The sequence below is a fragment of the Listeria welshimeri serovar 6b str. SLCC5334 genome (genome assembly GCF_000060285.1).
GTDB lineage: Bacteria > Bacillota > Bacilli > Lactobacillales > Listeriaceae > Listeria > Listeria welshimeri.
In genome coordinates, this window is record NC_008555.1 from 1,195,168 (window position 1) to 1,207,691 (window position 12,524).

The 12,524-nt window shown below is 37.6% G+C and carries 12 protein-coding genes and 1 tRNA gene; 12 read left to right on the plus strand and 1 reads right to left on the minus strand.

Annotation, left to right across the window (positions count from 1 at the left end):
- Positions 1-126: 126 nt before the first annotated feature.
- The 7 genes from zapA (at position 127) to LWE_RS06015 (ending at position 8,803) form a co-directional block, all read left to right on the plus strand.
- Positions 127-390, plus strand: a complete 264-nt coding sequence (gene zapA, locus LWE_RS05985) for a cell division protein ZapA (protein WP_011701998.1) — start codon at positions 127-129, stop codon at positions 388-390.
- Entirely contained in the window at positions 390-932 is a 543-nt protein-coding gene (locus LWE_RS05990) for a CvpA family protein (RefSeq protein WP_011701999.1), read from the plus strand. Before zapA ends, LWE_RS05990 begins: the two co-directional genes overlap by 1 nt.
- 91 nt (positions 933-1,023) lie before the next feature.
- Positions 1,024-2,736 carry a DNA polymerase/3'-5' exonuclease PolX gene (polX, locus tag LWE_RS05995; protein ID WP_011702000.1) on the plus strand — a complete coding sequence of 571 codons (1,713 nt, stop codon included), beginning with the start codon at positions 1,024-1,026 and terminating at the stop codon, positions 2,734-2,736.
- Between the two features lie 22 nt (positions 2,737-2,758).
- Positions 2,759-5,116: an endonuclease MutS2 gene (locus tag LWE_RS06000; protein WP_011702001.1), complete on the plus strand. Its 2,358-nt coding sequence runs from the start codon at positions 2,759-2,761 to the stop codon at positions 5,114-5,116.
- An 80-nt stretch (positions 5,117-5,196) separates the two neighbouring features.
- Positions 5,197-5,508, plus strand: a complete 312-nt coding sequence (trxA, locus tag LWE_RS06005; RefSeq protein ID WP_011702002.1) for a thioredoxin — start codon at positions 5,197-5,199, stop codon at positions 5,506-5,508.
- Positions 5,509-5,583: 75 nt separating this feature from the next.
- On the plus strand, positions 5,584-7,395 hold the full coding sequence (uvrC, locus tag LWE_RS06010) for an excinuclease ABC subunit UvrC (protein WP_011702003.1): 1,812 nt from the start codon (positions 5,584-5,586) through the stop codon (positions 7,393-7,395).
- Positions 7,396-7,588: 193 nt separating this feature from the next.
- Entirely contained in the window at positions 7,589-8,803 is a 1,215-nt protein-coding gene (locus LWE_RS06015; protein ID WP_011702004.1) for an aspartate kinase, read from the plus strand.
- Positions 8,804-8,870: 67 nt separating this feature from the next.
- On the opposite strand, the gene LWE_RS06020 is transcribed toward LWE_RS06015, so the two are convergent.
- Complete coding sequence (locus tag LWE_RS06020; protein WP_077904715.1) at positions 8,871-9,365, minus strand: YslB family protein; 495 nt, start codon at positions 9,363-9,365, stop codon at positions 8,871-8,873.
- 145 nt (positions 9,366-9,510) lie between these two features.
- On the opposite strand from LWE_RS06020, the gene racE reads away from it, so the two are divergent.
- From racE to LWE_RS06045, 5 genes are all read left to right on the plus strand, one after another.
- A complete protein-coding gene (gene racE, locus LWE_RS06025; RefSeq protein ID WP_011702006.1) occupies positions 9,511-10,311 on the plus strand; it encodes a glutamate racemase in 801 nt (266 codons plus the stop codon).
- A 12-nt stretch (positions 10,312-10,323) separates the two neighbouring features.
- Positions 10,324-11,070, plus strand: coding sequence for a ribonuclease PH (gene rph, locus LWE_RS06030; protein WP_011702007.1), 747 nt, complete (start codon positions 10,324-10,326; stop codon positions 11,068-11,070).
- Positions 11,071-11,073: 3 nt separating this feature from the next.
- Entirely contained in the window at positions 11,074-11,685 is a 612-nt protein-coding gene (locus LWE_RS06035; RefSeq protein WP_011702008.1) for an XTP/dITP diphosphatase, read from the plus strand.
- Between the two features lie 38 nt (positions 11,686-11,723).
- Positions 11,724-12,248, plus strand: a complete 525-nt coding sequence (locus LWE_RS06040; RefSeq protein WP_011702009.1) for a metallophosphoesterase — start codon at positions 11,724-11,726, stop codon at positions 12,246-12,248.
- A gap of 110 nt (positions 12,249-12,358) precedes the next feature.
- A tRNA-Arg gene (locus tag LWE_RS06045) sits at positions 12,359-12,432 on the plus strand.
- Positions 12,433-12,524 lie beyond the last annotated feature (92 nt).

Below are 12,524 nucleotides of genomic sequence, written 5' to 3' on the forward strand. Positions count from 1 at the left end.
TAACATACTACGACGAAAGACTGAATATCGGCTAAACGGGTGATTGAGTCTTTTCTTTCCCGCTTTTTCGTGATAAGATTATGACAAGTAGCGGCCTAAAATGAATTTGGGCGAGGAGGAATTTACGTGGCAAATGAGAGAAATAAAGTAGTGACAACAATTTACGGTCGAGAATATACAATTGTTGGCGTAGAAACAGCAGACCACTTACGAAAAGTAGCTCGCGAGGTCGATGAAAAAATGCACGAAATCGGATCCCAAAATCATGCGCTAGATAGTGGCAGGCTCGCAGTATTAACAGCTGTAAATGCAACTCATGATTATCTAAAATTAGAACAAAAATATTTAGAGTTGGAACAAGAACTAGCTCGAATTAAAGGAAGAGATTAATGATTTTAAATGCGATTATTTTAATTTTACTTGTTTGTGGTTTTTTTGCAGGATATAGAACTGGCCTAATCAAACAACTTATCTTATTAATTGGTTATATTTTGGCATTTTTTATCTCGTATACGTATTACGAAGATTTAGCGCCTCACTTAACTTTTATACCTTATCCAGGTAGCGATACTGCAGATGGATTATCCATTATTTTACAAGAATTACGAACAGAAACGGCTTATTACAATGTACTCGGATTTGCAATAATTTTCCTTGTTTCCATCATTGTTGTTCATATGCTAGCTTCACTTGTTGGCGGGTTGACTAAAATTCCAGTCTTGCGCCAAATCAACGGGTTATTAGCAGCTGTTTTTGGTGTTGTTAAGTCTTACTTAATTATTTTTGTTGTGTTGTTTATCATGGCAATTTATCCGGCAAATTGGTCTGAAAATCTAATTGATAGCTCGACGGTTGCTCAGTGGATGTTAGAAAACACGCCAATTTTGTCCGAACAATTTTATGACTGGATGACAGACATTCTGCCAAAATAAAAGAAACATTCGATACCAGATGTATACTCTTAGCCAATTTTGGATAGGATTTCTCTGGTATTTTTTAATGACGTTATGGGGAGGAAGAAAGATGGCTACCAATAAAAAAGAAATTATTCGTTTACTTGAAGAAATTGCCACTTATATGGAACTAAAAGGAGAAAATAGCTTTAAAATATCTGCTTTCCGAAAAGCTGCACAAGCAATTGAATTAGATAGCAGAAGCCTTTCTGAAATAGATGTTTTTACGAAGATTAGCGGTATCGGAAAAACAACAGGCGAAATTATTCAACGCTATTTAGATAGCGGAGAATGTCCAGAACTCGAGGAACTAAAAAAGGAAGTACCTGCTGGCCTCGTTCCACTTTTAGATGTGCCAGGGCTTGGAGGGAAGAAACTATCACGCCTTTATCATGAACTTGGCGTGGTGGATAAAGAAACACTACTTCAAGAAGCAGAAAACGGTCATATCGAAGCATTAAAAGGTTTCGGTAAAAAGTCTGCGGAAAAAATGGCTGAAGCTGTCCGCGAAATGGGCGAACGACCTGATAGATATCCACTAAATGATGTGTTACCAATCATCCAAGAAGTAGAGGCTTACCTTGCTGAAATTTCTTCCATCGAAACGTTTGCACAGGCAGGTAGTTTACGTAGATTGCGGGAAACGGTCAAAGATTTAGATTACGTTATTGCCACAGAAAAACCAGACGAAGTGCAAAAAGCTTTACTTGCGTTTCCATTAATTACAGATGTTACTGGTGCAGGAGAAACAAAAGTATCTGCTGTATTAGAAAATAATATTACTATTTCAGTAGATTTTCGCTTAGTAGAAAAGAAAGCTTTTGCAACCACACTGCATCATTTTACTGGTTCCAAAGATCATAATATTAAAATGCGCCAGTTAGCTAAACAATCTAATGAAAAAATAAGCGAATATGGTGTGGAGCAGGAAGACGGTAATGTTCGTCATTTTCAGTCAGAAAAAACGTTTTTTGAGCATTTTAATATTCCATTTTTACCTCCTGAAGTCCGCCGAGATGGCACAGAAATTGAGCGCGTAACAAAAGATACTAAGTTCCTTGAGTTAAGCGATATTCGGGGTGACTTACACATGCATACAACTTGGTCAGATGGAGCATATGCGATTCCAGAAATGATTGAAGCATGTATCGCAAAAGGTTATGAATACATGGTAATTACTGATCATGGAAAATTTTTACGAGTAGCAAATGGACTCGACGAAAAAAGACTTTTAGAACAACAAGCTGAAATCAAAAAAGTAGCAGCAAACTATCCAGAAATTGATGTCTATTCTGGTGTGGAAATGGATATTTTAGCAGATGGTTCTCTTGATTTTGAGGATGAAACATTGAAACAATTGGATTTTGTTATTGCTTCTATTCATTCCAGTTTTCAACAATCAGAAGAAGAAATTATGAAACGATTAAAAACAGCATGTGAAAATCCATATGTGCGATTAATTGCTCATCCAACTGGTAGAATTGTCGTGAAAAGAAAACCATATCATGTTAATATGAAAGAACTAATTAAGTTAGCGAAAAATACAGGAACTGCTCTGGAATTAAATGCGAATCCTCAGCGCCTAGATTTAAACCGAGAGCATTTAGAAATGGCACATGCGGCCGGGGTTCCCATTGCGATTAATACAGATGCACATGACACAAAACATCTTGATTTCATGTCCATTGGTGTTCGCGCTGCAACGAAAGCTTGGTTAGATAAATCCGCAATCCTGAATACAAAATCAGCAAAAGAATTTCAACAATTTATACAGAATAAATAACTTTTAAAAAGAAGGATGACTCATGGAAAAAAAAGTAGAAGCCATATTAGAATTTGATAAAATAAAAAAACAGCTTACCGAATTTGCTTCTTCTTCACTAGGGGAGCAAGCTATTTTGGAACTCGCTCCAGCTACAAATTTTCAAGTCGTACAAAAATCACAACTTGAAACCGAAGAAGGAGCCAAAATTATTCGTTTACGAGGAAGTGCGCCAATTACTGGTTTAACAGATGTTTTTGCCCATTTAAAGCGTCTGGAAATTGGTGGCGATTTAAACGGTCTGGAAATCTATCAAATTGGTAGCAACTTACGAGTAAGTCGCCAAATGAAAAATTTTATGACTGATTTACTAGAAATGGGTGTCGAATTACCATTACTCGGCGCGCTTTCTGATGAACTTTTGGTATTAAAAGAAGTAGAAGAAGATATTGCCATTTCTGTAGATGAAAGTGGGAAAATATTAGATACAGCAAGTGAGGCGCTAAGCACGATTCGCCGGACACTTCGCCGCACGGAAGATCGTGTCCGTGAAAAACTCGAATCTTATTTACGGGATCGAAATGCTTCCAAAATGTTAAGTGATGCTGTTATTACAATTCGAAATGATCGTTATGTCATTCCTGTTAAGCAAGAATATAAAGGGCATTATGGCGGGATTGTTCACGACCAGTCTGCTTCTGGACAAACCTTGTTCATTGAGCCGCAAAGTGTAGTTGATCTAAATAATGAACGAAAGGCTTTGCAAGCAAAAGAAAAGCAAGAAATCGAACGAATTCTTGCTGAAATATCAGCATCTTTAGCCGGATGGATTAACGAAATTCATCACAATACTTTTATTTTAGGTCGCTATGATTTTATTTTTGCAAAAGCACGTTTTGGTAAAGCAATGAAAGCAGTAACACCACATTTAAGTGATGCAGGTATTGTTCATTTAATAGCAGCAAGACATCCGCTCTTAGATGCAGCTAATGTAGTTGCCAACGATATTTATTTAGGTGAAGATTTTACTACAATTGTAATCACAGGACCAAATACTGGCGGTAAAACAATAACCTTAAAAACATTAGGACTATTAACATTGATGGCACAATCAGGTTTGCAAATTCCAGCGCAAGAAGATTCTACTATCGCTGTGTTTGAGCATGTATTTGCTGATATTGGAGACGAACAATCGATTGAACAAAGCTTGAGCACATTCTCCTCCCATATGACAAACATTGTTTCCATTTTAGAAAAAGTGAACCATAAGTCGCTTATTTTATATGATGAACTCGGGGCAGGAACAGATCCACAAGAAGGAGCAGCACTAGCAATTGCAATTCTTGATGCAAGTCATGAAAAAGGCGCAAGTGTTGTTGCAACAACCCATTATCCTGAACTAAAAGCATATGGCTATAACCGTGTTCATGCAACGAATGCTTCTGTGGAATTTAATGTGGAAACCCTTAGCCCAACGTATAAATTACTAATTGGTGTTCCCGGTCGAAGTAATGCTTTTGATATATCGCGCCGTCTCGGTTTAAGTGAAAACATTATTACAGAAGCAAGAAGCCTTGTAGATACCGAAAGTGCTGATTTAAATGACATGATTTCGAGCTTAGAAGAAAAACGAAATCTAGCAGAAACGGAATATGAAGAAGCACGGGAACTAGCTCGCGGGGCTGATGCTCTTTTAAAAGATTTACAAAAAGAAATAACGAATTACTATCAACAAAAAGATAAATTAATGGAACAAGCAAGGGAGAAAGCTGCAAACATTGTCACAAAAGCAGAAGTAGAAGCCGAAGAAATTATCCACGAATTGCGCACAATGCAATTAAACGGAGCAGCAGGGATCAAAGAACATGAGCTTATCGATGCAAAAACAAGACTAGGAAAAGCAAAACCGAAAACAATCAACAAAACCATTCCGCAAGCACCAAAACAAAAACCACATGTCTTCCAAGTTGGCGACAATGTTCGAGTTTTATCCCTAGGACAAAAAGGAACACTTTTAAACAAAATTAGTGATAAAGAGTGGAACGTTCAAATCGGTATTATCAAAATGAAAATCAAGACTACTGATTTAGAATACATTCAACCTGAAACACCCAAAAAACAACGCATCATCACATCTGTTCATAGTAGTGACTCACCAGTAAAAAGTGAACTCGATTTGCGCGGTGAACGTTATGAAGACGCTTTGCAAAAAGTGGATAAATACCTTGATGAAGCCTTGCTTGCAGGATATCCACAAGTAGCCATCATTCACGGTAAAGGAACTGGCGCACTGAGAACAGGTGTCACCGAGTATCTGAAAAATCATCGCATGGTTAAATCCATCCGTTTCGGAGCAGCGGCAGAAGGCGGAAACGGTGTGACGATTGTCGAGTTCAAGTAAACAACTGAGCAAAAACATGGCTCCAAATAGGTCTAGGTGCTATACTGTGTGTACAAAAGTCATAAGGAGTGAAATAAATCATGGTAAAAGAAATTACAGATGCAACATTTGAACAAGAAACTAGCGAAGGTTTAGTATTAACAGATTTCTGGGCAACATGGTGTGGTCCTTGCCGCATGGTGGCTCCAGTTTTAGAAGAAATACAAGAAGAACGTGGCGAAGCACTTAAAATCGTCAAAATGGACGTAGATGAAAACCCTGAAACACCAGGAAGCTTTGGTGTGATGAGTATTCCAACACTTCTTATCAAAAAAGACGGCGAAGTAGTAGAAACTATTATTGGTTACCATCCAAAAGAAGAACTGGATGAAGTCATCAACAAATACGTTTAAAATTATGCTAAAATGAAAGAAGCTTAGGACTAACATTCTAAGCTTCTTTTTAAATGTATAACTGGAGTTGATAAAATGTCTTCTGAACATATCCAAAATAAATTAGCGCTTCTGCCAGACCAACCTGGTTGCTATTTGATGAAAGATAGACAAGGAACCATTATTTACGTTGGGAAAGCAAAAGTGTTGAAAAATCGTGTACGTTCTTATTTTTCAGGGACACATGATAGTAAAACACAACGATTAGTTCAAGAAATTGTGGACTTTGAATATATTGTTACTTCATCCAATGTAGAAGCGTTACTACTAGAAATCAATTTAATCAAAAAACATGACCCGCGTTTTAATATACGTTTAAAAGATGATAAAACGTATCCATTTATAAAAATTACTAACGAACGACATCCGCGTTTGATTATTACCCGTCAAGTCAAGAAAGATAAAGGGAAATATTTCGGACCATATCCAAATGTCTATGCTGCAAATGAAGTGAAACGTATTTTAGATCGGCTATATCCGCTTCGAAAATGTAGCACGTTACCAAATAAAGTATGTTTATATTATCACCTCGGACAATGTCTTGCACCATGCGTATTTGACGTGGAGGCAAGTAAATATAAAGAAATGCAAGATGAAATTGTGGCATTCTTAAATGGCGGCTATAAAACCGTCAAAAATGACTTAATGAAAAAAATGCAAGTGGCCGCAGAAAATATGGAATTTGAAAAAGCAGGAGAATTTCGCGACCAAATTAACGCAATCGAAACAACGATGGAAAAACAAAAAATGACAATGAATGATTTTGTTGACCGTGATGTATTTGGTTATGCTATTGATAAAGGCTGGATGTGTGTCCAAGTATTCTTCATCCGTCAAGGAAAACTCATTGAGCGCGATGTTTCGCAGTTTCCATTTTACAATGATGCGGATGAAGATTTCCTCACATTTATTGGTCAGTTTTATCAAAAAGCAAATCATATTCCGCCAAAAGAAATCTATTTACCAGATGATGTTGATAGCGAAGCCGTTCAAGCGGTTGTTCCCGACACAAAAATCATCGTACCACAACGCGGAAACAAAAAAGAACTTGTAAAACTAGCTTATAAAAATGCCAAAATCGCCTTAAATGAAAAATTCATGTTACTAGAACGCAATGAAGAACGAACAGTCGGTGCGGTAGAACGGCTTGGTGAAGCAATGGGAATTCCAACACCATCACGCGTGGAAGCTTTTGACAACTCCAACATTCACGGTACAGACCCAGTTTCGGCCATGGTCACATTTCTTGATGGCAAACCAAGTAAAAATGATTACCGGAAATACAAAATCAAAACCGTGGAAGGTCCGGATGATTATGCTACGATGCGTGAAGTTATTCGAAGACGTTACTGGAGAGTGCTAAAAGAGAGACTACCAATGCCTGATTTGATACTAATTGATGGTGGTAAAGGCCAAATTGACAGCGCTAAAGACGTCCTTATAAATGAATTAGGCTTAGACATACCAGTAGCAGGACTTGCCAAAGACGACAAACACCGTACCAGTCAACTATTATTTGGTGATCCACTAGAAATAGTTCCACTTGAGAGAAACAGCCAAGAATTCTATTTACTGCAACGAATGCAAGATGAGGTCCATCGCTTTGCCATCACATTCCATCGCCAATTACGTAGCAAAACAGGTTTCCAATCCATTCTTGATGGCATTCCAGGCGTAGGTCCGGGACGTAAGAAAAAACTACTCAAACATTTTGGTTCCATGAAAAAATTAAAAGAAGCTTCTGTGGAAGAAATCAAAGAAGCTGGTGTTCCTATGAATGTTGCAGAAGAAGTGCATAAACACATTACCACTTTCAATGAAAAAGCCAAAAATACGGAACAAAAATAATTTTAGTTGCAAATACCAGTTAGGCAATTTAGCTTCAATAGATTTAAAAACACCAATGACTCTTAGGTTATTGGTGTTTTTATACATTCAAGTTATTTTTATAAATTAAATAGCAATCACTCTTCCCTTCAACACATAAATGCGCTAAAATAAAATCATTGATAAAAAAGAATGAAAGCCAGGAGGAACGAGAGTGGGACTAGTCGTATTAAAATTTGGAGGAACGTCTGTTAGCACCGTAGATAAAATTGGAAAAACAGCGGACCAAGCCATCTATGAAAAAAAACAAGGAAATAGAGTCATCATCGTCGTTTCTGCGATGGGAAAATCAACCGACAAATTAGTAGCAATGGCGGAAGAAATTAGTGAAACGCCAGATAAACGCGAAATGGATATGCTACTTTCTACTGGTGAACAAATTACGATTGCACTACTAGCAATGACGTTAAAAGAAAAAGGCCATGACGCTATTTCTTTAACAGGTTGGCAAGCTGGCATTGAAACAGAAGCAGTACATAGTAATGCAAGGATTGCTGAAATTGATAGTTCGCGTATAGAATCTGCGCTTGATTTAGGACAAATTGTTGTGGTTGCAGGATTTCAAGGTTTCACTTCGGATGGAGAAATTACTACTTTAGGCAGGGGTGGTTCTGATACAACTGCGGTTGCAATTGCATCAGCTTTAAATGCAGAAAAATGTGCTATTTGTACTGATGTTGTCGGAGTGTTCACAACAGATCCGCGCTATGTCAAAAATGCTCAAAAACTAGAACAAATAACCTATGATGAAATGTTAGAACTAGCTAACCTAGGAGCAGGAGTTTTGCATCCACGCTCTGTCGAATATGCGAAAAACTTCCGGATACCGCTTGAAGTAAGAGCGAGTCACGAAAAAGAACCTGGCACAATGATTAAGGAGGATTTAACAATGGAAAATACCAAAGTAGTCCGTGGAATCGCTTTTGAAGACCAAATCACCCGTGTAACTATTCACTGGAAACAAAAAGAAGCTATGCGAGTATCTAAAGTCTTCACAAAATTAGCCGAAAATAATATTGACGTGGATATTATTATTCAGGGGATTACAGGACTAGGTCATGGCAATCTATCCTTCACAATCAAAACAAGTGCACTTTTAGCCACACTAGCTGTTTTAGAAGAAAGTAAAGAACTACTTCAAATCGAAAAACTCGAATCTGAACAAGAATTAGCAAAAGTATCTATTGTTGGCTCTGGAATGGTAAGTAATCCAGGAGTAGCTGCACAAATGTTTGAAGCTTTAACAGAGAATAATATTCCAATTAAAATGATTAGCACATCAGAAATCAAAGTTTCCACTGTAGTTTCTGCCCGTAACATGGTAGAAGCAGCCCAAGCTTTACATGATCAATTTGAGTTAGATAAATAAAAATAAGCTTGAAGTAACGCGACTACTCCTAAATTAGGATGTACATCTGTTACCTCAAGCTTATTTTTTAGTAACGCTCTTCGTTATCAACCGTTTCTTTACGGTCCCATTTCACAATAATAGTTACTTGCTTTTTGCGTGTGTCTACTTCATCATAACTTTCAGTATAGAGTTTTTTCTGCGCTTGTAATTGTTCCGCTACAAAACCAGCTTCTAGTTTAAAAGTCGGATTTTCTTGAGAAGTAAATCGCGCTTCCACCATTTCACCTTGCAAAAGCAAACGCAATTCATCTTTCTTTTCCTTCAAAATACTAAATTTTCCCCATGAAGCTTTTTCAAAGAAATCTGCTACTTCATCAAGAGTCTCCAGTGGGAATTTACGTGCTAAATCTTTCCCAGCCCAGTACATAATGTGAGGCGCCTCATCACCAAGTATTTCGGGAATTAAGTAATTTCGTAATAAATCTAAACCAAAGCTTGGGACGAGTATATGTTCCTCGTGTCCATTCTGTTCATTTTCTGTCATATCGGATACCCCACTTTCATACACCATTATAACCAAAATCACCCCAAAATGGAAAGCACAACAAAGAATTTTCTATAAAAAAGCTTTTTTCATAGAAAAGACTTGCGAAAAAGCCGAAAAATAAGAAAATGGAAGGTATAGATAAAAAAATGGAAATTAATAAAGAAATTGAGGCGAGACTGTGAAACAAGCTATTGGCTTTATTGATTCGGGAGTAGGCGGTTTGACAGTAGTGCGAGAAGTGCTAAAACAGCTACCCCATGAACAAGTATATTATTTAGGAGATACCGCACGTTGCCCTTATGGACCACGTGACAAAGAAGAAGTAGCTAAGTTTACTTGGGAAATGACTAATTTCTTAGTAGATCGCGGAATCAAAATGCTCGTTATTGCTTGTAATACCGCAACCGCAGCTGCACTATATGATATTCGTGAAAAATTGGATATTCCTGTGATTGGCGTTATTCAACCAGGTTCAAGAGCAGCACTAAAAGCAACTAAAAATAACAAAATCGGCGTTTTAGGAACGATTGGAACCGTCGAAAGCATGGCATATCCAACGGCATTAAAAGGATTAAATCGCCGGGTAGAAGTAGATTCGCTTGCTTGTCCAAAATTTGTATCTGTCGTAGAATCTGGTGAGTACAAAAGTGCTATTGCTAAAAAAGTAGTAGCTGAATCACTTTTACCACTTAAAAGCACCAAGATTGATACGGTAATTTTAGGTTGCACACATTACCCACTTTTAAAACCGATTATTGAGAATTTTATGGGCGATGGTGTGTCAGTCATTAACTCTGGGGAAGAAACGGCAAGTGAAGTAAGTGCCTTACTAGATTATCATAATTTACTAGATGCCACAGATGAAGAAATTGAACATCGTTTTTTCACAACAGGTTCCACACAAATTTTCAAAGATATTGCAAAAGACTGGTTAAATATGCCAGATATGATAGTAGAACATATAAAACTAGGAAAATAAGAGGTGTCACTAATGAGAGTTGATGGAAGAGAAAAAAATGCACTACGAAAAATCGAAGTCACACCAGATTACTTAATGCATCCAGAAGGTTCTGTGTTAATCGCATCAGGAAATACAAAAGTTATTTGTTCAGCAAGTGTAGAAACAAAAGTGCCACCATTCATGCGCGGAGAAGGTCGTGGCTGGATTTCCGCAGAATACTCCATGTTACCACGAGCTACAAATACACGAAATATCCGAGAGTCTTCGAAAGGTAAAGTAACTGGGAGAACAATGGAAATTCAGCGCCTTATTGGACGTGCTTTACGTGCAGTAGTTGACTTAGATGCACTTGGCGAACGAACTATTTGGTTAGATTGTGATGTTATCCAAGCGGATGGGGGAACACGAACAGCTTCTATCACAGGTGCTTTCATCGCAATGGTCATGGCAATTGCTAAATTAGACGAACAAGTTCCATTTACTAAATTTCCAGTAAAAGATTTTCTTGCAGCAACAAGTGTTGGTGTTCTAGAAGAGGGCGGTACAGTGCTTGATCTTAACTACATAGAAGATAGTGCAGCACAAGTGGATATGAATATTATTATGACCGGGAGCGGCGCCTTTGTGGAACTACAAGGAACAGGCGAAGAAGCCACTTTTTCAGAAACTGAATTAGCTGAACTAATTGCTCTAGGTAAAAAAGGAATAAGTGAACTAATCGAAATCCAAAAAGAAATACTTGGCGACAAAATCACAGCGCGGATTAAAGGAGAATAAAAGATGAGTAAAATTATTATTGCCACCGCAAATAAAGGAAAAGCAAAAGAATTCGAAAAAATCTTTGCTAAATTTAATATTGAAGTTGCGACACTTGCTGATTTCCCGGAAATAGGTGAAATTGAAGAAACAGGAACAACTTTTGCTGAAAATGCTGCTCTCAAGGCAGAAACAGTCGCTAGCTTGCTAAATCAAACCGTAATTGCTGATGATTCCGGATTAATCGTAGACGCGCTTGACGGAGCTCCTGGCGTCTATTCGGCACGCTATGCTGGTGTCGCCCACGATGATGCCAAAAATAATGAAAAACTACTTAAAAATTTAGAAGGTGTGGAACCGGCCAAAAGAACAGCGCGTTTCCATTGTACACTTGCTGTAGCTACACCGTCTGAAAAAACTACTTTTTATACTGGAGAAGTAGAGGGGATAATTGCAGAACAACTTTGTGGAACAAATGGATTTGGTTATGATCCACTATTTTTCTTACCTGAATACGGTTTAACAATGGCTGAAATCCCAGCTGAGAAAAAGAATGAAATTAGCCACCGTGCGAATGCCATTAAACAACTAGAAAAAGATTTAACAGAAGTAGTAGAAAAAGTTACTAAAAAGTGAGAGAATAGGTAACAGTAGCACTAGGGGGAGGAACCAAAATGAAATTATTAGTAGTTAGCGACAGTCACTCAGAACGTGATTGTTTAATCCATCTTAAAGAAAAATACGAAAACACAGTCGACGCTATGATTCATTGTGGAGATTCTGAATTAGAAGCAGATGATCCAGCAATTCAAGGATTTCACACTGTCCGAGGTAATTGCGACTTTGGCGGAGGTTTTCCAAATGATTGGGTAGGAGAAGTGGATGGTTATCGTATTTTAACTACTCATGGTCACCTTTACAATATCAAGATGACACTGATGAACTTACGATATCGTGCTCGTGAATTAAATGCTGATTTCGCCTTCTTTGGTCATTCCCATGAATTAGGCGTAGATATGCTCGATGACACCATTATTTTAAATCCTGGCAGCATTTCCTTGCCAAGAGGTAGAATTCGCATCAAGACTTATGCATTAATCGATTCTACACCAGAAGGAATCCAAGTTCGTTTTATGGATCGTGACGACAACGAACTAAAAGATCTTACCCAAATTTTCCCATTAACCAAACATAACTAGGTCAAAAGACATGCATTCAAGAAAATATCCAATATCTTAAAGAAAACCATTGACAAACAAGCAATTTAAACATAAAATGGTATTTGGCTGTTGAAAAAACAGTGCCATTTGTCCTGATAGCTCAGCTGGATAGAGCAACGGCCTTCTAAGCCGTCGGTCGGGGGTTCGAATCCCTCTCAGGACGTTAATAACTATATTAAAGAAATCTCTAAAACGTTGAAAACCCTTGAAATTAAAGAGTTTGAAAACATTTTAGAGATTTTTCTATTTGCTGAT